16 protein-coding genes and 1 pseudogene are annotated in these 22,348 nt (G+C 73.6%); 6 read left to right on the top strand and 11 right to left on the bottom strand.

Features of this window, described 5'->3' with window-relative positions; genetic code table 11:
• Positions 1–155: 155 nt before the first annotated feature.
• Both ACF1A5_RS03215 and ACF1A5_RS03210 read right to left on the bottom strand, forming a co-directional pair.
• Positions 156–3,698 carry a UvrD-helicase domain-containing protein gene (locus ACF1A5_RS03215; protein ID WP_392191069.1) on the bottom strand — a complete coding sequence of 1,181 codons (3,543 nt, stop codon included), beginning with the start codon at positions 3,696–3,698 and terminating at the stop codon, positions 156–158.
• A gap of 290 nt (positions 3,699–3,988) precedes the next feature.
• Positions 3,989–4,384, bottom strand: a complete 396-nt coding sequence (locus ACF1A5_RS03210) for an MGMT family protein (protein ID WP_392191068.1) — start codon at positions 4,382–4,384, stop codon at positions 3,989–3,991.
• Between the two features lie 186 nt (positions 4,385–4,570).
• Between ACF1A5_RS03210 and ACF1A5_RS03205 the strand changes: the two genes are divergently transcribed.
• Together ACF1A5_RS03205 and ACF1A5_RS03200 are read left to right on the top strand one after the other, a co-directional pair.
• Positions 4,571–7,477: a lysylphosphatidylglycerol synthase domain-containing protein gene (locus ACF1A5_RS03205; protein ID WP_392191067.1), complete on the top strand. Its 2,907-nt coding sequence runs from the start codon at positions 4,571–4,573 to the stop codon at positions 7,475–7,477.
• Between the two features lie 95 nt (positions 7,478–7,572).
• Positions 7,573–9,114: an alpha/beta hydrolase gene (locus ACF1A5_RS03200; protein ID WP_392191066.1), complete on the top strand. Its 1,542-nt coding sequence runs from the start codon at positions 7,573–7,575 to the stop codon at positions 9,112–9,114.
• A gap of 494 nt (positions 9,115–9,608) precedes the next feature.
• Here the strand turns inward: ACF1A5_RS03200 and ACF1A5_RS03195 are convergent, their stop codons facing one another.
• The 9 genes and pseudogenes from ACF1A5_RS03195 to ACF1A5_RS03155 all read right to left on the bottom strand — a co-directional run bounded on the left by ACF1A5_RS03195 (position 9,609) and on the right by ACF1A5_RS03155 (position 20,181).
• Entirely contained in the window at positions 9,609–9,944 is a 336-nt protein-coding gene (locus ACF1A5_RS03195; RefSeq protein WP_392191065.1) for a hypothetical protein, read from the bottom strand.
• A 360-nt stretch (positions 9,945–10,304) separates the two neighbouring features.
• A complete protein-coding gene (gene moeZ, locus ACF1A5_RS03190) occupies positions 10,305–11,483 on the bottom strand; it encodes an adenylyltransferase/sulfurtransferase MoeZ (RefSeq protein WP_392191064.1) in 1,179 nt (392 codons plus the stop codon).
• A 63-nt stretch (positions 11,484–11,546) separates the two neighbouring features.
• A complete protein-coding gene (locus tag ACF1A5_RS03185) occupies positions 11,547–12,320 on the bottom strand; it encodes a spherulation-specific family 4 protein (protein WP_392191063.1) in 774 nt (257 codons plus the stop codon).
• A complete protein-coding gene (locus ACF1A5_RS03180) occupies positions 12,308–13,270 on the bottom strand; it encodes an NAD-dependent epimerase/dehydratase family protein (protein WP_356185861.1) in 963 nt (320 codons plus the stop codon). Before ACF1A5_RS03180 ends, ACF1A5_RS03185 begins: the two co-directional genes overlap by 13 nt.
• A gap of 249 nt (positions 13,271–13,519) precedes the next feature.
• Complete coding sequence (locus ACF1A5_RS03175) at positions 13,520–14,857, bottom strand: hypothetical protein (RefSeq protein WP_392191062.1); 1,338 nt, start codon at positions 14,855–14,857, stop codon at positions 13,520–13,522.
• A complete protein-coding gene (locus tag ACF1A5_RS03170; protein ID WP_392191061.1) occupies positions 14,854–16,656 on the bottom strand; it encodes a DUF3492 domain-containing protein in 1,803 nt (600 codons plus the stop codon). The genes ACF1A5_RS03175 and ACF1A5_RS03170 overlap by 4 nt, the downstream gene beginning before the upstream one ends.
• Positions 16,657–16,839: 183 nt before the next feature.
• A pseudogene (locus ACF1A5_RS03165) lies at positions 16,840–17,384 on the bottom strand (ABC transporter ATP-binding protein); the annotation flags it as partial.
• 96 nt (positions 17,385–17,480) lie between these two features.
• Positions 17,481–19,034 (bottom strand): DUF3152 domain-containing protein, encoded by a 1,554-nt coding sequence (locus tag ACF1A5_RS03160; protein ID WP_392191060.1) that lies wholly within the window; start codon positions 19,032–19,034, stop codon positions 17,481–17,483.
• A gap of 7 nt (positions 19,035–19,041) precedes the next feature.
• Positions 19,042–20,181, bottom strand: a complete 1,140-nt coding sequence (locus tag ACF1A5_RS03155; protein ID WP_392191059.1) for an alpha/beta fold hydrolase — start codon at positions 20,179–20,181, stop codon at positions 19,042–19,044.
• A 199-nt stretch (positions 20,182–20,380) separates the two neighbouring features.
• Between ACF1A5_RS03155 and ACF1A5_RS03150 the strand changes: the two genes are divergently transcribed.
• The 4 genes from ACF1A5_RS03150 to ACF1A5_RS03135 all read left to right on the top strand — a co-directional run bounded on the left by ACF1A5_RS03150 (position 20,381) and on the right by ACF1A5_RS03135 (position 22,314).
• Positions 20,381–20,596, top strand: coding sequence for a hypothetical protein (locus ACF1A5_RS03150; RefSeq protein ID WP_392191058.1), 216 nt, complete (start codon positions 20,381–20,383; stop codon positions 20,594–20,596).
• Positions 20,597–20,774: 178 nt separating this feature from the next.
• Entirely contained in the window at positions 20,775–21,419 is a 645-nt protein-coding gene (locus ACF1A5_RS03145; protein ID WP_356185846.1) for a TetR/AcrR family transcriptional regulator, read from the top strand.
• 173 nt (positions 21,420–21,592) lie between these two features.
• Positions 21,593–21,820, top strand: a complete 228-nt coding sequence (locus ACF1A5_RS03140) for a DUF3107 domain-containing protein (RefSeq protein WP_356185843.1) — start codon at positions 21,593–21,595, stop codon at positions 21,818–21,820.
• A gap of 224 nt (positions 21,821–22,044) precedes the next feature.
• Positions 22,045–22,314, top strand: coding sequence for a hypothetical protein (locus ACF1A5_RS03135; RefSeq protein WP_392191057.1), 270 nt, complete (start codon positions 22,045–22,047; stop codon positions 22,312–22,314).
• The last annotated feature ends 34 nt before the right edge of the window (positions 22,315–22,348 follow it).

Below are 22,348 nucleotides of genomic sequence, written 5' to 3'. Positions count from 1 at the left end.
GTGCGGTCGGTCACAGGGGTCGCGAGCGTCCACTCGACGACGACGGCGACGGCGGCTCGCGGAGTCGCACGGCCACTCGCCGACGACGAGACCCGGCTTCTGGGAGGCGCCCGCTCACTCGGGGACGGCGAAGCACGGCTTCCGGAGGCACCCGCTCACTCGACGACGTGGTGTCCTTCCGGCCGCGCGCTGCACGAGGCCCGGAACGCGCAGTGCGTGCAGTGCTGCCCGGCGGTCGGTGTGAAGCGTTCGTCGAGGACCTTTCCGGCGGCGGTGGCCAGCAGATCGCCGACCCACTCGCCCTCGAGCGGCTCCTGCGCCTGCACCTTCGGCAGGGCCTCGCCGCCGTCCCGTTTCGCCGCGCCCTGGCGCAGCTGCACGAGTTCGGCGCCGCCCGGTTCGGGCCGCCGCCCGTCGAAGACCTCGTCCACGGCGCCTTCGCGGACGGCGAGCTGGTAGACGGCGAGCTGCGGGTGGCGGGCGACCTCGGCGGAGGTCGGTGCCTGCTTGCCGGTCTTGAAGTCGACGACGTAGGCGCGGCCGTCGCCGTCGGCCTCGACGCGGTCCATGGAGCCGCGGATACGGACCTGGTGCTCGCCCGCCTCGAGGGTCACGTCGAAGTCGTGCTCGCTGGCCACCGGCGTCCGGCCGGCGCGCTCCAGGACGTGCCACTCAAGGAAGCGTTCGAGCGCCACGCGCGCGTTCTCCCTCTCCTGCGCCGACTTCCACGGCGCGTCGAAGGCGAGCGCGTTCCACACCGTCTCCAGGCGCTCCATGAGGACCGCGAGGTCGGCGGGGGTCCGTCCGGAGGCGACCTCGTCGGCGAGGACGTGCACCACGTTGCCGAAGCCCTGGGCGGCGGTCGCGGGCGTGTCGGCCTTCACCTCGCGGCCGAGGAACCACTGCAGGGCACAGGTGTTGGCGAGCTGGTCGAGGACGCTGCCGGAGAGCACGACGGGCTGGTCGCGGTCGCGCAGCGGCGCCCGGCTCTCGGTCGGCTCGGCCAGGCCCCACCAGCGGTCGGGGTGGGCGGCGGGCACCAGCGGGCGGCCGTCCTCGTCGGCGAGCGCGGCGAGACGGGCCAGCCGGTGCGCGGCGGCCTCCCGGAGGGTCTCGGAGACCTGCGGGTCCACCGTCGTGGCGCGCAGTTCGGCGACCAGCGCCGCCACGGCGAGCGGGCGGCGCGGGCGTCCGGTCACGTCCCGGGGTTCGACGCCGAGTTCGGTGAGGAACCGGGAGGGCTGGTCGCCGTCGTCGGCGGGGGCCTTCACCGCGGTCACCACGAGACGCTCACGCGCGCGCGTGGCGGCCACGTAGAACAGGCGGCGCTCCTCGGCCAGCAGCGCTCCGGGGGTGAGCGGCGCGGCGAGTCCGTCGCGGCCGATGCGGTCGGCCTCCAGCAGGGAGCCGCGGCGCCGCAGGTCCGGCCAGAGGCCCTCCTGCACGCCGGCGACCACCACGAGCCGCCACTGGAGCCCCTTGGAGCGGTGCGCGGTCATCAGGCGTACGGCGTCGGGGCGCACCGCGCGCCGGGTCAGCGTGTCGGCGGCGATGTCCTGTGCCTCGATCTCCTCCAGGAAGTTCAGGGCGCCCCGGCCGCCGGTGCGCTCCTCCGCGCGGGCCGCCGTCGCGAACAGCGCGCACACGGCGTCCAGGTCCCGGTCCGCGTTCCGTCCCGCGGCGCCTCCGCGGCGGGCTGCCCGCTCCAGGCGTCCGGGCCAGGGGGTGCCCTCCCAGAGGTCCCACAGCGCCTCCTCGGCCGTACCGCCGCCCGCGAGGCGCTCCCTGGCCTTCCTGAGCAGCGCGCCGAGGCGCTGGGCGCCCCGCGCGTACGCCGGGTCGTGCGCGACCAGGCGCTCCGGTTCCGCGAGCGCCCGTGTGAGCAGCTCGTCCGAGGGCGCCGGCAGGAGGTTGCCCGCGGCCCGCTCCTCCTCACGCAGCGCGCGGCCCAGACGGCGCAGATCGGCGGCGTCCATGCCCGCGAGGGGGGAGGCGAGGAGGGTGAGGGCGGTCTCGGTGTCGAGCCAGCAGGTGTCGGAGGCGGACTCGGGTTGCGGCTCGGGCTCGTGAGCCGAGTCCGGCTCCGGCTCGGGCTCGTGAGCCGAGTCCGGCTCCGGCTCCGGTTCCGGCTCCGGCTCCGGTTCCGACTCCGGCCCGGGTGCCAGTTCGAGTTCCGGGCCGGATTCGGGGTCGGGAGCGGGCTCGTGTGGCGACTCAGACTCAGGTGCCAGTCCCGGTTCCGGCCCGGGCCCGGGCGCCGAGGCGGGTCCGGGTATCGATGCGGGTGCGGCGGCGGGCCGCGACGCCTCCGCGGTCGCCACCGCCCGCAGTGCCGTCAGCAGCGGGGCCACCGCCGGTTCGTGGCGCAGCGGCAGGTCGTCGCCGTCGACGTCCAGGGGCACGCCGGCGGCCGTGAGGGCACGCCGGACCGCCGGGATCGTACGGCCGCCGGCGCGGACCAGGACCGCCATCTCACGCCACGGGACGCCCTCCTCCAGGTGGGCCCGGCGCAGGATGTCGGCGATGTTGTCCAGCTCGGTGCCGGGCGTCGGGTACGTGCAGACCTCGACCCGGCCGCCGTCGCGGACCGGGGTCAGCTCCCGGTGGGCGCGCACCTTGTCGGCCGGGAGGCGGGTGAGGGGCATCCGCTGGGTCAGCAGGCGGGTCGCGGTCAGCGGCACGGCGGCGGAGCGGCGTGACGTGCGCAGCACCCGCACGGGCGCGGGGCGGCCGTCCGCGCGCGGGAAGGCCTGCGGGAACTCCAGGATGCCGTTCACGTCCGCGCCCCGGAAGGTGTAGATCGACTGGTCGGGGTCGCCGAAGGCGAGCAGGGTGCGGCCGCCGCCGGCGAGGGCGTGCAGCAGCCGTACCTGGGCGGGGTCGGTGTCCTGGTACTCGTCGACGTAGACCGCGTCGTACTGCGCGGCGAGGCGGCCGGCGATCTCGGGGCGGCGGGCGAGGAGCACCGCGCGGTGGACGAGTTCCGCGTAGTCGAGGACGCCCTGCAGGTCGAGCACGTCGAGGTACTCGGCGAGGAACGCGGCGGCGGCCTGCCAGTCGGGGCGGCCGATGCGCCGCGCGAAGGCGGCCAGGGCGTCGGGGCCGAGGCCCAGTTCACGGCTGCGGGCGAGGACCGCGCGCACCTCGTCGGCGAAGCCGCGGGTGGTCAGGCAGGCGCGCAGTTCGTCCGGCCAGCGCACGTGCGCGAGGCCCAGCCGCTCCAGGTCGACCTGGCCCGCGAGCAGGTCGCGGACGGTCACGTCCTGTTCGGGGCCGGACAGCAGCCGCATCGGCTCCACGAACAGCTCGCTGTCCTGATGGGCGCGGACGAGGGCGTAGCAGAACGAGTGGAAGGTGGTCGCCCGGGGCGCGCGGGCCGCACCGGTGCGTTCGGCCATGCGGTCGCGCAGCTCGACGGCCGCCTTGCGGCTGAACGTCAGCACGAGGATCCGCTCGGGGTCCCCGCCACGGGCGATGCGCGCGGCCACGGACTCCACCAGCGTGGTGGTCTTGCCGGTGCCCGGCCCCGCGAGGACGAGCAACGGACCTCTCTCGTGGTCAACCACGGCGCGCTGTGCGGCGTCAAGACGAGGGGGGTCCGGTCGGGCCGGTGGGGTACGCACCAGCCGGTAAGCGCCACGGTTCCCCTGTCGCACCTGGGGGTGCGACAGGCGCCTGGTGGAGGAAGAGGAGCTCACGTGGTTCGCCGGTCCTGGTGGGTGGGCTGCTGTCGGTCACTGCCGGCGCGCGGCGCCGACGGGCGGCCGGGCCGCCGGATGGGAAGGGCGGTGGCCGCGGGATGAGGGGGGCACGTGGAGCAGACGCTACGCCGACCGCCGACGCGGAAGCAGGGCTTCCCCTTCTTCCCTCCCGGCGCTCCGGCCCCGTGTGCCCCTCGGCTCACGAACGTACGGCATGGCGCGGACGTGCCCCGATTCCCTCGTACGGCCCACGGGCTCCCCGCGACCCCGTCCGATGGCGGAAGCTGTCAGGTGTGACGCTCCGCACGTTGGCCGCCGTCCCAGCGGGCCCGCTTCATGTCGATGCGCGGCACGTGGCCTTCGGCCGCCCTGCCCGCCTGCTTCAGGGGCGTGCCCTCGGTGCGGTAGTGGTCCAGCGCGCGCAGTTCGTGCCCGGGGAGCAGGACGCCGTCGGCGCGGACCACACGCCACCACGGGACGGGTCCGCCGTAGAGGGCCATCACCCGCCCGACCTGACGCGGTCCGCCCTCCTCCAGCCATTCGGCCACGTCCCCGTACGTCATGACGCGGCCCGGTGGAATGAGTTCGGCGACCTCGAGGACCCGCTCGGCGTACTCGGGCAGCGCGCCCAGGGCCTCCAGGTGCTCCCGGGGGCCGTCGTCGGCAAGGCTCTCGTCACTCATCCGACCCATCCTGCCGCACCGCACCGACACCGTGACGCGGTCGTTACCGTGCGTGGCCTTCGCCCCGGAGCGGCGCTTCGGGCAGACTGTGCGCCCCCGCATTTGCACCCTGATGCCCCCGTGTGTCGGTGGGGCATGCCACCATCGTGCGGGCGGTGACCGGTGATACGAGACCAAGAAGAGACCATGAAGCAGCAGGGTGTGCACCCCGACGACGCGGAGGGCACCTCTGGGGTCTCGTCGCGCCCGGGAACCGGCGACACGGACGGCACGCGGACGGGCGACCGGCCCGGCGGGACGGCCCGGGGGAAGGCCGGGGAGCCGGACCGCGGGAAGTCGGGGACCCGGTCCGAGGAGACGGCCCCGGGGAGGACGGAGCCCCGGGCCGAGGAGTCGGACCCTGGGAAGCCCGGGGCCCGGTCCGAGACGACGGACCGCAGGAAGCCCGAGGCCCGCGGCAGGGCGGAGAAGCGGTCCCGTGAGGACGCCGATGTGACGCACATCGACGAACTCGAGGGGGACGAACCGCTGCTCCCCGCGCGCGTGCACCGTCCCTCGGACCTGATGCGGCTGCTGGTGGGCCTGCTCGGCATCGTCGTACTGCTGGCGATCGCCGCGTTCGCGCACGGCACCACGTCGGGCCTGGAACAGGACATCAACAAGGGCACCGGGCAGGCGCCCGACCTGCTGATCAAGATCGCCGGGCTGGCGTCGAGCATCGCGATCCTGCTGGTGCCGGTCGCGTTCGCGATCGAACGGTTGATCAAACGGGACGGGCTGCGCATCGCCGACGGCGTGCTCGCGGCCGTCCTCGCGCACGGAGTGACACTCGCCACCGACCTGTGGGTCGCCAAGGCCGCGCCCGACTCGATCCAGGAGGCGCTCACCCAGCCCTCCCCGGGCGACGTCCACGCCCTGACCGACCCGGTGCACGGCTATCTCGCCCCCGTCATCGCGTACATGACGGCGGTCGGCATGTCCCGCAGACCGCGGTGGCGCGCGGTGCTGTGGATCGTGCTGCTGCTCGACGCGTTCTCGATGCTGGTCACCGGCTACACGACACCGTTCTCGATCATCCTGACGGTGCTCATCGGCTGGACCGTCGCCTACGGCACGCTGTACGCGGTGGGCTCGCCGAACGTGCGCCCCACCGGCCGGACGCTGATGGCGGGACTGCGGACCGTCGGCTTCCACCCAGTGAGCGCGGCCCGCGAGGAGGCCGCGGAGACCGCCGACAACGGCGACCGAGGCCGGCGCTACTTTGTCACCCTGGAGGACGGCCCACCGCTGGACGTCACGGTCGTCGACCGCGAGCAGCAGGCACAGGGCTTCTTCTACCGCGTCTGGCGCAACCTCACACTGCGTGGCTTCGCCACCCGCAGCAGCCTGCAGTCGCTGCGCCAGGCCCTGGAGCAGGAGGCGCTGCTCGCCTACGCGGCCATCGCGGCCGGCGCCCACGCGCCCAAGCTGATCGCCACCTCCGAACTCGGCCCCGACGCCGTGATGCTCGTCTACGAGCACACCGGCGGGCGCACCCTCGACTCGCTGGCCGACGAGGAGATCACCGACGAGCTGCTGCGCCACACCTGGCAGCAGGTGCGGGCGCTGCAGTCGCGGCGCATCGCGCACCGCAGGCTGGCGGGCGACGCGATCCTGGTGGATCGTTCCGGCAGGGTGATCCTCACCGACATGCGCGGCGGCGAGATCGCGGCCGGCGATCTGCTGCTCCGCATGGACATCGCCCAACTGCTGACCACGCTCGGCCTCAGGGTGGGCGCCGAGCGGTCCGTGTCCTCCGCGGTCGGCGTCCTGGGCCCCGACGCGGTCGCCGACTGCCTGCCGATGCTCCAGCCCATCGCACTGACCCGCAGCACCCGCGCGACCCTGCGCAGGCTGGGCCGGGAGCGTGCGCACCGGGAGCGCGAGGCGGTTCTGGAGGCGTCCCGGCAGGCCAAGCAGGCGCGGCTGGAACAGGCCGCCGAGGAGGCCGGGACGGTACCGGAGAAGCCGGACAAGAAGACCGTGCGGGCCGAGGCGCGGGCGGAGAAGCGGGCCATCGACGAGGCCATGGACGAGGCCCGCGAGGAGGATCTGCTCACGCAGATCCGGCACCAGGTGCTGCGGATCAGGCCGCAGGCGCCGGTCGAGCCGGCCCGGCTGGAGCGGGTGCGGCCGCGCACGCTGATCAGCTTCATGGCCGGTGCCATCGGCGCGTACTACCTGCTGACGCAGCTCACGCACATCGAGTTCGGCACGCTCTTCGCCCACGCGCAGTGGGGCTGGGTGGTGGCCGCGGTGCTGTTCTCGGCGCTCAGCTATGTGGCGGCGGCGATGGCCCTGCTGGGGTTCGTGCCGGAGCGGGTGCCGTTCCTGCGGACCGTGGCGGCTCAGGTCGCGGGCTCCTTCGTGAAGATCGTGGCGCCCGCCGCGGTCGGCGGGGTCGCCCTGAACACGCGGTTCCTGCAGCGGGCCGGGGTGCGGCCGGGGCTGGCCGTGGCGAGCGTCGGGGCCTCGCAGCTGTTCGGACTGGGCTGCCACATCCTGATGCTGCTGTCCTTCGGCTATCTGACCGGCACCGAGAAGACGCCGTCGCTGTCGCCGTCCCGCACGGTCATCGCGGGCCTGCTGACGGTCGCGGTGCTCGTCCTGGTGGTCACGTCGGTGCCGTTCCTGCGGAAGTTCGTCGTCACGCGCGTGCGGTCGCTGTTCGCGGGGGTCGTGCCGCGCATGCTGGACGTGCTGCAGCGGCCGCAGAAGCTGGTCACCGGCATCGGCGGGATGCTGCTGCTGACCTTCTGCTTCGTGATGTGCCTGGACGCGTCGATCCGGGCGTTCGGCGACACCTCCACCTCGGTCAGCATCGCCGGCGTCGCCGTCGTCTTCCTGGCGGGCAACGCGCTCGGCTCCGCCGCCCCCACGCCGGGCGGGGTGGGCGCGGTCGAGGCGACTCTCACGGTCGGTCTGATCGCCGTGGGCCTGCCCAAGGAGGTGGCCGCTCCCGCGGTGCTGATGTTCCGGCTGCTGACCCTTTGGCTGCCGGTACTGCCGGGCTGGCTGGCCTTCAACCATCTGACGCGCAAGGGCGCCCTGTAGGGAGCAGGCCACGGGCGCAAGCTCCCCGGAGACGGTCGTACCCCGGACGGCCCATGTCCCGCGCGAGTTGCCGCCCGCGGCGTGAGGATGAGGGTATGCAGAACCCCCGCGGGCTGCGCACCGCCGTCCTGACCGCAACCGGCCTCCTGCTGTCCTCCGCGCTGGCGGGCTGCGGCGGAGGTCCCGGAGGCGGGGCCCCGTCGACGCAGCAGCTCAACTGGAAAGACTGTCCCGCCCCCTCCGCGTCGGAGGGCGGCGGCCCCGCGCCGTCGCCGCTGCCGAACGGCGGCAAGTGGCAGTGCGCCACCATGAAGGCGCCCCTGGACTGGAACAAGCCCAACGGCGACACCATCGACATCGCCCTGATCCGGGCCAGGGCGAGCGGTCCCGGCGCCCGCATCGGCTCACTGATCTTCAACTTCGGCGGCCCCGGCGGCTCCGGCGTCAGCACCCTCCCCGCGGTCGGCCAGGACTACGCCAAGCTGCGCACGCGCTACGACCTGGTGAGCTTCGACCCGCGCGGGGTGGGCCGCAGCGCGGGCGTGAAGTGCGAGAGCGACGCCCAGCTCGACCGGTACTTCCAGCAGGACGCGACGCCCGACGACGCCGCCGAGCGCACCCGGTTCCAGAACAACACCAGGCAGTTCAACGCGGGGTGCGAGAAGAACTCCGCGAAGGTCCTCCCCCATGTGCGCACCACCGACGCGGCCCGCGACATGGACCTGATGCGCCAGGTGCTCGGCGACCCCAAGCTGTACTACTTCGGCATCTCCTACGGCACGGAACTCGGCGGGGTGTACGCCCACTTGTTCCCCCAGCACGTGGGGCGTGCGGTCCTGGACGCGGTCGTGGACCCCACGCAGAACCCCGAGCAGGGCTCGCTCGGCCAGGCCAAGGGCTTCCAGCTCGCTTTGGACAACTTCGCGCGGGACTGCGTCTCCAAGAGCGCCCCGTGCCCGATCGGCAGCACCCAACAGGACGTCGAGCAGCGCATCGCCAAGCTGCTGAAGGGCCTCGACGCCAAGCCGATCGCGGGCATCTTCCCGCGCCGGCTCACCCAGACCGCCGCGACCAACGGCATCGCGCAGGCCCTGTACTCCAAGGATCTGTGGAGCGCCCTCACCCAGGGTCTGCAACAGGCCTACGCCGGTGACGGCAAGATCCTCATGCTGCTGTCCGACGCGATGAACGGCCGCAGCGACAACGGCGAGTACAGCAACCTCACCGCCGCGAACGCCGCGATCAACTGCTCCGACCAGAAGCAGCGATACACCGCCGGCTACGTCCAGCAGAAACTGCCTGGGTTCCGGGCCGTCTCCCCGCTGTTCGGCGACTTCCTCGCCTGGGGCATGCTCAGCTGCACCGACTGGGCGGTACCGGGCGCGGCCGACCATCCCGACGTGAGCGCGCCCGGGTCGGCGCCGATCCTGGTCGTGGGCAACACCGGCGATCCGGCGACTCCTTACGCGGGTGCGAAGAAGATGGCGGACGCGCTGGGCAAGGGTGTCGGCGTGGAACTGACCTACAAGGGGCAGGGGCACGGAGCGTACGACAGCAAGAACAAGTGCGTGCAGGACGCGGTGAACCGCTACCTGCTCGACGGAAAGGTGCCGGCCGTCGGCACGGTCTGCTCCTGACCCTCACCGAGCCCGACCGCTCCCCGTGACACGGCCGCCGGGAGCTCGTGAGGACGGTACGGGGCGACAACGCGCCCTGGCCTGCCCTTCCTCCCCCTTCTTCCGTCGTGGCCTCTCCTACCGTGATGACCGTCTCTCCCGTCCCGCCCCGCTTTACCTGTCGGGCCGGTAGGGCCCGGCGGACCCGAGGGACCGGAGGGGCCGGGCGGCCCCGGGGAGCCCTGCTCGCCGGGGCCGCCCTGCAGCTCGATGCGCCGTGCCCGGAGTTCGTCGATCCGCTGTTGGTGGGCGACGAGCAGTGCTGACTGCGCGGCGATCGTGACAGTCAGCACTGCGCTGAGCACAAGGCGGCGCCATGGGCTGCGCCACGCCTCGTTTACGCTTCTCACGTTATTCCTCACGCTGTGTGACGATGAAAGCGCTCAAGGCGCTACTCGGAGGCGCCGGGCTCAGGCCGGCCGGCATCTCCCCGCCCTCGGTGGCCGAACACCTTTTCAGGATTTTGACGGGGGACAGTCCGGAGCGACGGCATCCTTGCCGTTCTGGCCGTTCTGGCCGTCCTTCCCGTCATTGCCGTCCTTGCCGTCCTTCCCGTCTTTCCCGTCCTTGCCCGGCGGGCCGATGGGGCCGCTGGGTCCGCGAGGACCGGCCGGCCCGGACGGGCCGGGAGGACCGGGCTCGAGGCGTTCCTGGAAGTCGATGGGCTGTGTCTGCAGACTGTCGATCTGCATTTGCTGGGCTACGAGTGCGGCCGACTGCACCACCAGCGCGACAGTCAGCACTGCGCCGAGCACAAAAGGGCGCCGCGTGCTACGCAGCGCTTCGATCACGCTTCTCACATCGTTCCTCACGTTCTGTGACGGCGAAAGCGTATGGGAACGAGGGCTTCGGGGGGCGGAGCGCGTCGAGAGTCTGTCCTGCGATTACCCCGGAAGGGCGAGCAAGGGGCCGGAGCCGACACGCGGGCGGCCGAGCAGTGTGACGACCGACGTGGCCACGAGCCGCGTTCTCCGGTGGTCCCCTACCTCAGAGACAAGCGGCGGCTTTGAGGCCCGCGCGCACCCTTGCCGGGGCCGTCCCTGGGCCGTCCGAGGTCAGCCGATGCCGACCGGCAACGACAGAAGCCCACGGCATCTGAGATGGTCAGAGCCGTGGGCTTCTTCTGTCCCACTGGTCGGCGGGAGCCGTGATCAGTAGACCGGCTTGTGGGGTTCGATCTGGTTGACCCAGCCGATGACGCCGCCGCCGACGTGGACGGCGTCGGCGAAGCCGGCGGACTTCAGGACGGCGAGGACTTCCGCACTGCGGACACCCGTCTTGCAGTGCAGGACGATCTTGCGGTCCTGCCGCAGGTTCTCCAGGGCGGTGCCCATGAGGAACTCGTTCTTCGGGATCAGGCGGGCGCCCGGGATGGAGACGATCTCGTACTCGTTCGGCTCGCGGACGTCGATGATGTCGATGCTCTCGCCGTCGTCGATCCACTCCTTGAGCTGCTTGGGAGTGATCGTCGAGGCGGCGGCCGCCGCCTGGGCCTCCTCGGAGACGACGCCGCAGAAGGCCTCGTAGTCGATGAGCTCGGTGACGGTCGGGTTCTCGCCGCAGACCGCGCAGTTCGGGTCCTTGCGGACCTTGACCTGGCGGTACTGCATCTCCAGGGCGTCGTAGATCATCAGGCGGCCGACCAGGGGCTCACCGATGCCGGCGAGCAGCTTGATCGCCTCGTTGACCTGGATGGAGCCGATGGACGCGCACAGCACGCCCAGGACGCCGCCCTCGGCGCAGGAGGGAACCATGCCGGGGGGCGGGGGCTCCGGGTAGAGGCAGCGGTAGCAGGGGCCGTGCTCGGACCAGAAGACGGACGCCTGGCCGTCGAAGCGGTAGATCGAGCCCCACACGTACGGCTTGTTCAGCAGCACGCACGCGTCGTTGACCAGGTAGCGGGTCGCGAAGTTGTCCGTGCCGTCGACGATCAGGTCGTACTGGCTGAAGATGTCCATCACGTTGTCGGCCTCGAGCCGCTCCTCGTGAAGGACCACGTTCACGTACGGGTTGATGCCCTTGACCGAGTCGCGGGCGGACTCCGCCTTGGAGCGGCCGATGTCGGACTGGCTGTGGATGATCTGGCGCTGCAGGTTCGACTCGTCGACCTCGTCGAACTCCACGATGCCGAGCGTGCCCACGCCCGCGGCGGCCAGGTACATCAGCGCCGGCGAGCCCAGGCCGCCGGCGCCCACACACAGCACCTTGGCGTTCTTCAGCCGCTTCTGCCCGTCCATCCCGACGTCGGGGATGATCAGGTGGCGGGAGTACCTGCGGACCTCGTCTACGGTGAGCTCGGGGGCCGGCTCGACCAGGGGTGGCAGCGACACGGGGACTCCGTTGGTCGGTCAGTCATTACGGTTGGTCTTCACGTAACACTGCCACGGCCTTTTTCATTCCGAGACACCCGTTCCGACCCGCGAGACGATTTCGTCCCAGTAGCCGGGCATGGTCTCCCAGGGGTCGGCATGGCCGCCGCGGTCCGTGCGGTCGGTGAACCAGATGGTCGCCGCGCCCTGCCAGCGGGCGATCCGCAGCGCCTCCTCCAGATGCCCGCGCGGGACGCCGTGCACGAAGTGGCAGAAGCGCTCGGGCGGATGGTCGGCGGTCCACTCGGCCACCTGTGACCAGCGGTAGTCGCTCCAGGAGCCGGAGAAGGTGACCAACTGGTCGGCGTTCTCGGCGTAGCCGGGGTGGGGGTGGGTGCCATGGCCGAGCACGATGTGGGGGTGGGCACAGAGCGCGCGGAGCGTGGCGACCACGCGGCGTGTCCCGGGCAGGGCGCCGCGGTCGGTCGGGCAGCGGTCCAGCAGGAAGCCGTCGACCCGGTACCACTCGAGGTACCGGTGCGCGTCGGCGACCAGTTCGGCGAAGGGCCGGGCTCCGCGCGCGGCGTCGAGATGGCCGAGGACGCGCACGCCCCCGTTGCGCAGGCGCCCGGCCGCCTCGAGGCAGTGCGGGTCGGGGCGGGCGCCGGGACCGTCGGCGACGTTGAGGACGACCCAGTGCAGGGGTGCGCCGGGCCGCGACAGCTCGCCCCACTCGGCCGGGGCGAGCAGGGGGTGGGCGCAGCCCGGCACGCCGAGGCCGGTGCGGACGCCGGTGCCCGGGGTGCTCGGTGAAGTGCCCGGTGGAATGCCCGGGGGCGTGCTGATCAGATACGACATGCCGCCTCCATCCAGATGTCGGCGAGGGATTCTTCGAGGTTGATCCGGGGGCGCCAGCCGAGCCGGTCGCGCGCGGTGCGCACGTCGGCCTGCTGCCAGCTGCCGCAGCCGTCGGGGTACGGGTACGCGACCGGGGCCGGGTGGTCCGAGTCGGGGCGCGGGTGGCCGATGCCGGGCCTGAGGTGGGCGCCGGGCGGGCCGTCGAGCTCGTGCAGGGCACCGCCGTATCCGGCCACTCGGGCGAGGACCGCGGCGGCGTCGCGGAGCCGGACGGCGCGGCCGGAGCCGATGTTGATCACGCCCTGCGCGGCGGACAGCGACGCGGCGTGGACGGCGCGGGCCACGTCACGGACGTCGACGAAGTCGCGCTGGACGCCCAGTCCGCCGAGCTTGAGCTCGCCGTCGCCGGACTGCATGGCGCGGCGCATGGCCTCGGCCAGACGGCCGAGCGGGGAGCCGGCGGGGGTGCCCGGGCCGGCGGGCGAGAAGACGCGGAGCACGACGGCGTCCAGGCCGGAGCCCAGGACCAGCTCGGTGGCGGCGAGCTTGCTGACGCCGTACGGGCCGCCGGGGCGGGGCACGGCGTCCTCGGCGGTGGAGGAGCCGGGCTGGCTCGGGCCGTACTCGGAGCTGCAGCCGATCTGCACCAGCCGGGCGCCGCAGCCGCTGCGCCGCAGTGCCTCGCAGACGGTGGCGACGGCGACGGTGTTGTGCCGGGTGAGTTCGCGGGCGCCGCCGCGGGTGGCACCCGCGCAGTTGACGACGACCCCGGGGTGGACCGCGTCGAGGAAGCGGGTGAGGGCGCCGGGACTGCCCGTGGCGAGGTCGAAGCGGACGTCGGCGTCGTCGCCGCGGCCGAGCGCGGTGAGCTGGACGGCCGGGTCGGCGAGCAGGCGGTCGGCGACGAAACGGCCGAGGTATCCGTTGGCTCCGATCAGCAGAACCCTCATCGGGCGGCTCCCGGGGTGTGCGCTCCGGTGGCTCCGGATGCTCCGGATGATCCGGATCGGGAGGTGGTCATCTGGTCTTCTCCTTCAGGGGGTGGTGCGGTTGGCTCCGGTGGTGGGGCCGGTGCCCGCGGCCGGCCCGAGGACCGGCCTCTGTCTGCGGCTCGCGCCCGGCGGGTACGGGCGCCGCCCGGGGCCCGCCGGGGGCGTGCCGTGGGCGGCCGCGGGTGCGCGGGGCCGGCCGTGTGCCCGTCACGGCCGGCCCTCCGCTCCCGCGTGGGCCGAGGCCCGGGTCAGTGCGTGCGTCGCGTGGAGGAGGAGGGCGACGGCCACGGCTCCGCAGGCCAGTGCCGGGATGCTGCCGGGGCCGAGGGCGGCCACGAGGCTGTCGACCGGGACGGCCAGGACGTCGCAGCCGGGGAGGCGGGCGGCGAACACCGTGGCGAGGGCCGTGGCCTCGACCGTGGCCGCGACGGCGAGGGCGGCGGCCGGGGCACGGGTGACTCCGTGCGCGGCGAGGAGACGGGCGAGCAGCAGCAGGGCGCCCAGCGTGAGGGCCTGGGCGTAGCCGGCGGACTCGCGCAGGGCCGCGCCGCTCACGGCGAGCAGGGCCGCGAGGACGCAGAGGAACAGGCCGAAGGTGCCGAGCAGCAGGGGCCGTACGGAGGTGGCGAACTCCTCCAGACCACGGCTGGCCGAGAGCTTGCGCCGGGCGCGGGCGGCGAAGAGCCGGGCGGTCCAGAGGGCCGGGGCGCAGGCCAGGGTGAGGGCGAGCACGGGCGCGGCGGTCACGGGCCAGGGGCCGCCCGCGGTGCCGTCGGGCAGTCCGTCGGGGCCGCCTTCCACGGCCACCGCGAGGAGTCCGTCGCCGAGCAGGGCGTAGGCCGCGAGCCAGCAGGTCCAGGCACGCGTGCCGGGCGTGGGCGAACCGGCCGGCGCGCTGCCGCAGGTGCGCCGTGGAGCGCTCAGCGGGCCCCGGCGCAGCGCGGCCCGCAGGGCGAGGCCCACGGCCACTACGCCGGCCGCGGCCACGACCCAACGCGTGCGACCCTCGGCGAGGCGCAGGCCGCCGACGGCCGCCGCGCACAGTACGCCGGGCAGCAGGCCGAGCAGGGCCCGGTCGATGCCCGGCCGGGCTTCGGCGGCGGGCTGCGGGCGCGGGGGTTCCTCTCCGTCGCGGGGGATGCGCGCGTACATCTCCTCGGCGAGCGAGAAGACGTCCCGGTGGCGGAAGCGGGCGGCGGTCCGGTCGGTGACGCCGTGCGCCTCCAGACCGGCGGCGATCTCCAGGGGGTCGACGGCCCGCTCGCACAGTTCGCGGTGCCGGTGCATCAGCGTCTTGACGGGGTCGGCGGGACCGCGCCGGCCGGCGGTGACCACTCCCGCGGTGCCCACGGCGCCCGCCGTCGCGGGCGCGCCGCGGTCGGAGGCCGTGTGCGCCGTGTGCGCCGGTGGTGTGTGGTGGGGCGCGCCGGGGTCGTCGTCGCCCGGCCGTGGCTCCGTCTCGTCGAGCCACCGCAGCGACCGCGCGTCCCAGGCACCGGGGCTGATGGGGGTGCCGGGGTGGTCCGGTTCGCCCGTGCCGCTCATCGGAGGGCCTCCCGCCCGCTCGTCGCCGGAGCCGTTGCCAGGGCCGGGACGGTGGGATGCGGCGGTGCGTCGGCCGGCCGCCCGGGGGCGTCCTGGGCCGCGACGGGGGCGGCGGGTCCGGTCCAGTGGCCGGGCACACGGGCCTCGGCCGGGGCGGCGAACGGCAGGGGGTCGCCGCTGTCGTCGAGGAGGACGTGCCGCGCCGGGCTGTGCGAGACGATCTCCAGGTAAATGCCGTGAAATGCCGCGATGTTCTGCTCGACGGTGAACAGTTCGAGCGCGCGGGCGCGGGCGGCCGCACCCAGGCGCGCACGGCGCTCGGGGTCGCGCAGCAGCGTCACGCACGCCTCGGCGAGCGCCCGCGGATTGCGCGGGGGGACGACGAGTCCCGTGCCGCCGATGACCTCCACGACCGCGCCGGCGTCCGTGGAGACCGTCGCGCGCCCGCAGAACATGGACTCGACGAGGCCGACCGGGAAGCCCTCGACGACGCTCGACAGGACGACCACGGCGGCCGAGGCGTACACCGCGGCCTGCGTCGGGGCCTCCGGGCCGCCGATCTCCTCGAAGGAGACGGGGTTGTCGCCGACGGTGTGCGGTCCCTCGGCCTCGTCGGGGAAGAGCTGGGCGGCCAGCGCCCGGCAATGGCCCAGGTAAGCGGCCCCCTCAGGACCGGCCGCCGCGCCCACGATCCGCAGGCGCGCCCTCGGCTGTTCCTTGCGCACCTCCGCGAAGGCGTGCAGCAGGGACACGAGGTCCTTGGCGGGCTCGACCCGGCCGGACCACACCAGCGTGAGGGGGTCGGCTGCCTCGGGCGACTCGCCGGCCTCGGCGAAGGGGGCGGCGTCCATGCCGGGGTGGACCGTGCGCAGCCTGGTGCGGTCGGCGCCGCAGCGCTCCTGCCAGCGCCGGGCGTGCGCGTTGCCGTGGGTGACGACGGCTGCCTGCCGGTAGACCTCGGCGGCGAGCCTGCGGTGGAAGACGGCGAGCAGGGCGCGTACGGCGGGCGCGGTGCCGTCGGCGCCCGCCGCGAGGTAGTGCGAACGGACCTGCACGCCGTACTCGGTGACCAGCAGCGGGACACCGCGGAAGTGGCGGGCGAGCAGTCCGGGCAGGGCCGCCGTGCCGCCGGCCGCTGCGTGGCAGACGTCGGCCGCGCCGAGGCCGTCGTCCTCGTACCAGTCGAGGGAGAGGGGGCGCAGGGCGCGTTCCAGACGCGCGGCGACCGCGAGCAGGTCCGGTACGCGGGCCTCGCGCGCCGCGCGCTGGGTGCCGGGCGCACGACAGGCCTTCTCCAGCGCGCGGACGGCGGCTTCCGAGCGGAGGGCCCCCACCAGTCCGCCTTCGTCGCGGGCGAGTTCGGCGAGCCCGTACAGCGCACTGGCGAAACGGTCCGCCTCGTCGTCCGGGCCGCCCCCCTGGACGGCGGTGTCGAGTTCGTCGTCGCCGGTCGCGGGCGGGGTGGCCCCCGACCCGCCGACGGCCGTGGCGGTGGCGGTGGTGGTGGCGGTGGTGGACAGGACGGCCGCCAGCTCGCCGTAGCACTCCGCGAAGCGCCGGCGTGCGCGGCGCCCGTACACCACCCCGTCGTAGTCGGCCGTCCAGCCGGGCGCGGTACGGACCCCGACGACGTGCGGCGGCAGCGCGACCCAGCCCTCGTCCTCCTGCTGCCGGCTGCGGCTGAGCGCGTAGACGTCGAACTCGTGCTGAGCGAGCCCGCGCACGAGCCGCTCGCACCACAGTCCGGCGTCACCGCTCACATACGGGTAACCACCCTGTGTCACCAGTCCGATGCGCACGCGTACACCCCCGATCTCTTCCGGTGTGGGGAGCCGCCGTCGCACCGGCGGCTCGCAGCGGGAAGAAGGTACGCGGACATGGCGGTGGCGCGACGGACGGTTGTCCGTCGCGCCACCAAAAGGGGTGAACGGGCGTAACTTTCCCTGGCGGTTGACGTTCCGTCGCGCTAGGAGATCGTTCGATCACAAAGCGTCAGACGCCTTCCCCGGTTCCCGCCGTGCGGCCCGCCGCCGGGTGGCGGCCTCGGGATCGAGGGCCGGTACGGCGGCCAGGAGCTGCCGGGTGTACGTGTCCCGCGGGGACTCGCACACCGCCTCGGCCGGGCCCTCCTCGACGATCCGGCCCGGCGCAGGACCGCGACCCGGTCGCTGACCTGGCGTACGACGGCCGGGTCGTGCGCACGACGACCAGCGCGAGCACGAGTGCGCGCTGCAACTCGGCCGGCGGGGCGATCACCTGGGCCCGAGGGGTGACGTCGAGCCCGGAGACGGGCTCGACGTGCATCATCACGCGCGGGCCCGCCGCGAGCGCCCGCGCGATGCCCATGCGCCGGCGCCGTCCGTCGCTGAACTCGTGCGGATGGCGCTCGTAGTGCGCCCGTTCGAGCCCCATGCGCTCCAGCGAGCCCCTCCACGTCCCCAGAGGCGTTCCTCATCCCGTTCTCCGCGAACCCGCAGCGGGTCGGCGGCGGACTCGCCCCCGTGCGGCGGGGATTGAGGGAGGAGACGGAGGCCGGGCGCCCCCAGGGCCGCGGAGACCGCCCCGTGTCCGGCCGCACGGCCGTGTCGACGTTGGTGCCGGCCGCGCGCCGTGGAGCCGCCCGTCAACTCGTGGGATAGGGCCAGGGGTTGGGCAGGCAGTGGATTCCGTCGTGGTCCAGGAACTTCGTCTGCTGCTGCATCACCGGCGCCAGCGCGCCGTCCTTGCCGCAGGAGACATGGCCGTGCCCGAGCCGGTGCCCCACCTCGTGATTGATCAGCATCTGCCGGTACGCGTGGATCTTGTCCCCGTAGGTCGCCGAGCCCTGCGCCCAGCGGTAGGCGTTGATCATCACGCGTTCGGTGGAGGCCGAGTCGCACGAGACGTTGTCCTCGGTGGTGTCCAGACCGGACTTGGCGCACCACTTGGCTGTGGTGCCGGGGCTGGCCAGCGTGATCACGAAGTCGGGTTTGCCGGAGGAGACACGCTCGAAGGTGCGAGCGCCGTGGTGCGCCCAACTGCGGTCGTCGTTCAGCGTCTTCTGCACGGCGTCGGCGAAGAGCTGTCCGTCGAGACCGAGCCCCTGCTCCACGTCCACCCGGTAGGTGTACTTCTGCCCCGTGCCGGGCGCCCTGGCCCCGCCCGGGACCGTGTCGAACGCACCCGAGCCCGCGAAGGACGGGCTGAGCGGGTACTTCGTGCCCATCTTCTGGTCGTACGTCAGCGCCGCCGCCTCCGGCGCGACGGACGGGGCGGCCGGGGCGCCCGCGCCCCCGGCGGCGCGGGCGCCGTTCCCGTCGGTGGCGGACTGCGACCGGACTCCGGTGCCCGCGTGGCCGTCGGTCACCTGTCCGGCGACGACGACGGCGAGCACGGTGGTGACGGCGGCCGCAGCGATGCCGGTGAACGTCCGCCCCTTGGTCCCCTTGGCCTGCTCGGGCTCGCCCGTGGGCGAGGCGGCGCCGTCGCGGGGCGCGACTCCGACCTCCCGTCCGGCCGGAGAGGCGTACGCATCGGCTGAGTTCACGGTTTCCACGGGATGCGCGTTGCCGCGGGAGCGGGGGGCGAAAACGTCGACTTCGTCGAAGGCGTCGATGTAGGCCTGCCGGGGGCCGTTCGGCGGCGCCTGGCGCTGCCGGGGCAGGAAGGCCCCGGTTCCGACACCGGAACTTGTGGCGGCACCGGCCCCGCCACCCGCACCGGGGCCCCCGCGTCCGCCTCGGTCACGTCCCCGCAACTCGCCCCAGCCGCCCCCGGCCTCGCGCTGCTCGGGATGCCCGCCACGAGCCTGGGAAACACCCCGCGCGGGCATGCCGTCGGGCAGGTGCGGGACGCCGCGAGCCGGCGCGCCGTCGGGAAGCCGCGGAACACCGCGAGCGGGCGCGCCGTCGGGAAGCCGGGGTGCCGCATGGGCCTGCCCCGGTGCGGGGCCGGGCCCGGGCCGCGGCCCCGGCGGCGGTACGGAGCCCTGCCGGACCCCCGATGGCACGGCACCCTGGGCCTGCCGAACCCCCGGCACCGCCCCCGGACTTACGCCCGGGCCGGGCCGGCCGTCAGGCTCGGCGCGACCGTCGCGGCCACCGTCCCGGGCCACGCGGCCGTCCCGATCGATCTGTCCTGCGGTTGTCTCCGCGGTGCCGCCCTTGGGGGCGTTTCCGCGCCGGCTGTGGCGTCCCACCTGGCCCTCAGCCCTCCGTGCCCGCGTCGTCCGCGCCGATCGCGCGGTCCGCACCGGGGGAATCCCCTCCGGCGCCCTCCGGACCGGCGGCATCGGCACCGGCGTTCACGTCGACGGACACGCCTCTCGCCACACCGGTCGCCATGCTCTCCGCCGCGCCGTCCGCCACGGCCTTCGCCGTGCGGTGGCCCAACTCCCCCGTCGCGGCCAGCAGTTCGCCGAACGCGGCGGCGACGGTGTCCGGGTACTCCATCATCGCCACGTGCCCGGCGTCCGGCAGGGTGACCAGCCGGGAGTCACGGAAGGCGCGGGCCGCCCGCTGGGCCATGCGGAAGCCGACGAGCTGGTCCCGGCCGCCGTAGATCAACAGGGTCGGCGCGAGGACCCGTTCGGCCTGGCGCCACAGCCCGTGCTGGCCGCCCAGGGTGTACGCGTTGACGATCCCGCGCGCGGAACGCGCCATCGCGTCCCAGAAGTAAGGGAGTTGCAGCCGCCGCTCCATCTCCTCCACGGCGTTGCGGAATCCCTCGGGCGTCACCCTCCCGGGATCGCCGTAGCACAGCGCCATGACCCCGCGGACCCGCTGCTCGGCCGTCCACTCCCGCGTCAGCCGGTTGAAGAGCGCGGCCACGCCGGGGACGCCGAGCAGGCCGGTGGGCACGGCGGAGCGCTGGATGCGGAGTTCGGGCAGGGCGGGGGACACGAGGGTGAGCGTACGGACGAGGTCGGGCCGCAGTGCGGCAACGCGCGTCGAGACGGCACCGCCGAGCGAGTTGCCGAACAGGTGGACGGGCCCGCGCCCGGACGCGTCGAGGTGGCGGATGACCGCGCGCGCGTGCCCGGTCACGGAGTAGTCGCCGTCGTCCGGCGGCGGGGAGTCGCCGAAGCCGGGCAGGTCGAGCGCCTCCCCGTCGACGACGTGGTCGAGCAGCGCCATCAGCGCCGACCAGTTCTGCGAGGAACCGCCGAGCCCGTGGACGTAGAGGGCGGGGGGCAGGCCCCCCCGCGCGGGGGGCCGTGACCGGACCGACAGCGTGACCCCCGGCAGCCCGACCGACCGCAGCCGCTCACCCTCCTCGACCCTGACGGGCGCCACCTTGGGAAGGACGTTGGCGGCCGGCACGGAGGGCAGCTCGGTCGAAGACATGCGGCAATGTTACGAGACGATCACGTAGTGGTTCATGTGTTCGCCGTCACAGATGTCACGCGTGTGCTCGCGCGGATGGCGCATCTCCGCGGCCACGGATCGCATAGCGTCCGGATCGGGTGTCTCCTACGCTCTAACAGAGGGCACCCGTATGTGGCCCCTGCATCTTCCAGGGACAACCGTAGGAAGGGAGCCCGGCATGACATTCGACCCCACCGAACCCGAGACGTTCGAGGACGAGGGTGCCACGGAGATCGAGGTGGAGGCCCCGGAGGGCGACGCCGTGGAGCAGCACACGGAGATCACGCCGGAGGGCGACGAGCCCCTCACGGAGGTGGAGGCGGACCGGGCGAACGAGGCCGACGTCATCGAGCAGAAGCGGGCCGTCTCCCTCGACGAGGACGACTACCGCTGACGTGCTGAGCAGGCGCGGCGCACACTTTGCCCGCTCCGAAAGTGATTGATCCGTTCCACGATGCTTTCGCCACTGTCCGGTCCGTGAAATTCTGCGCTCGCACCGCGCACAGCAGGGTTACCGAAAAGTACGATGGCGGCGCGGCGCACACCGCACGTGGACGATTTTGGGAGGCGGCGTGACAGCCATCGAGCAGACAGAGGCGGCACGCCCGAGGGGTACGCGCCTGCCGCGCCGTGCCCGACGGAACCAGCTGCTGGGCGCCGCCCAGGAAGTATTCGTGGCACAGGGCTACCACGCCGCCGCGATGGACGACATCGCCGAGCGCGCCGGTGTCAGCAAGCCCGTGCTCTACCAGCACTTCCCGGGCAAGCTCGACCTCTACCTCGCGCTGCTGGACCAGCACTGCGAGTCGCTCATCCAGTCCGTGCGCCACGCGCTGGCGTCGACGACCGACAACAAGCAGCGCGTGCGGGCCACGATGGACGCGTACTTCGCGTACGTAGAGGACGACGGCGGGGCCTTCCGGCTGGTCTTCGAGTCGGACCTGACGAACGAGCCCGCGGTGCGCGAGCGCGTCGACAAGGTCACGAACGAGTGCGCCGAGGCGATCTGCGACGTCATCGCCGAGGACACCGGCCTGTCCCGCGCGGAGTCGATGCTGCTCGCCTCCGGCCTCGGCGGACTCGCCCAGGTGGTGGCCCGCTCCTGGCTGCACAGCGACCGCAGCGTCCCGCGCGACCAGGCGGTCCAGCTGCTCACGTCCCTGGCGTGGCGCGGCATCGCCGGCTTCCCGCTGCACGGCACCGACCAGTCCCACTGAGCCGGTTCCATCGTCCCCTGCGGTCTGCTCCGTCGTCCGCGTCGGTCTGTTCCCGCCCGCTGTTCGCTCCTGGCGTTCTTCGGCGGAGCGTGTCCGTCCCCTCACCGGGCTAATGTGTGCTGGGTACGGCGCGGAAGGTCGCGCACTTCACTGACCGTCGGAGGGACATAGCCGTGGAGGTCAAGATCGGCGTGCAGCACGCGCCCCGCGAGATCGTTCTGGAGAGCGGTCAGAGTGCCGAGGAGGTCGAGCGGGCGGTGGCCGAGGCACTGGCCGGGAAGTCCCAGTTGCTGACCCTCGTGGACGAGCACGGCCGCAAGATTCTGGTCCCGGCCGACCGGCTCGCGTATGTCGAGATCGGCGAGCCGGCCCCGCGCAAGGTGGGCTTCGGCGCGCTGTAGTCGCGACAGAGCGACGCGGAGCGGCGACACGCGGCAGGCGGGGAGAGGGGTCCGGCGGTTTCAGGCCGCGGGGCCCCTCATCCCGCGTCCCGGCCCGTGCGGCTCCGCCCTTCCTTCACGGGCGAGACACAAACAGCCCACGGGTGAGGGTTGCATTCCGCAGGTCAGGGGTATGACCGGCTACGTCCGTCAGGCACCGGCCGTCCGCTCGGGAGGGACCCGTCATGTTCTTGGAAGCGTTCGGCTCCGCCGTGCTCGGTCTGCTGCTCGGATGGGCCGCGTTCCACCGGCTGTCCCACCGCCTCCCGTCCCGCCCGCTGGTGCTGTCGACCGGTGTCGCCGGCGCCCTGTTCGGCGACTTCGTCACGCACAGCGCACTGGGCACCGACAGCATCCTGCCGGGCCTCCTCGGCGCGGCCGTCGTCTCGGCCGCCTCACTCTCCCTGCTGCTCCGCCCCGCGGGAAGACTGCGCCGGCGGTCCGCCCCGGCCTGAACCGGCGCAGACGCCGGCGCGTCCACCGAAACGG

Source organism: Streptomyces sp. NPDC014864 (genome assembly GCF_043081525.1).
Classification (GTDB): domain Bacteria; phylum Actinomycetota; class Actinomycetes; order Streptomycetales; family Streptomycetaceae; genus Streptomyces.
This window is presented reverse-complemented; position numbering and strand designations above follow the sequence as displayed.

Excerpts from the sequence above, each read along its gene's own strand:
- ACF1A5_RS03205 (WP_392191067.1), top strand. The coding sequence starts at position 4,571 with ATGAAGCAGCAGGGTGTGCACCCCGACGACGCGGAGGGCACCTCTGGG.
- ACF1A5_RS03155 (WP_392191059.1), bottom strand. The coding sequence starts at position 20,181 with ATGTCTTCGACCGAGCTGCCCTCCGTGCCGGCCGCCAACGTCCTTCCC.
- ACF1A5_RS03210 (WP_392191068.1), bottom strand. The coding sequence starts at position 4,384 with ATGAGTGACGAGAGCCTTGCCGACGACGGCCCCCGGGAGCACCTGGAG.
- ACF1A5_RS03200 (WP_392191066.1), top strand. The coding sequence starts at position 7,573 with ATGCAGAACCCCCGCGGGCTGCGCACCGCCGTCCTGACCGCAACCGGC.
- ACF1A5_RS03180 (WP_356185861.1), bottom strand. The coding sequence starts at position 13,270 with ATGAGGGTTCTGCTGATCGGAGCCAACGGATACCTCGGCCGTTTCGTC.
- ACF1A5_RS03175 (WP_392191062.1), bottom strand. The coding sequence starts at position 14,857 with ATGAGCGGCACGGGCGAACCGGACCACCCCGGCACCCCCATCAGCCCC.
- ACF1A5_RS03135 (WP_392191057.1), top strand. The coding sequence starts at position 22,045 with ATGTTCTTGGAAGCGTTCGGCTCCGCCGTGCTCGGTCTGCTGCTCGGA.
- ACF1A5_RS03185 (WP_392191063.1), bottom strand. The coding sequence starts at position 12,320 with ATGTCGTATCTGATCAGCACGCCCCCGGGCATTCCACCGGGCACTTCA.
- ACF1A5_RS03150 (WP_392191058.1), top strand. The coding sequence starts at position 20,381 with ATGACATTCGACCCCACCGAACCCGAGACGTTCGAGGACGAGGGTGCC.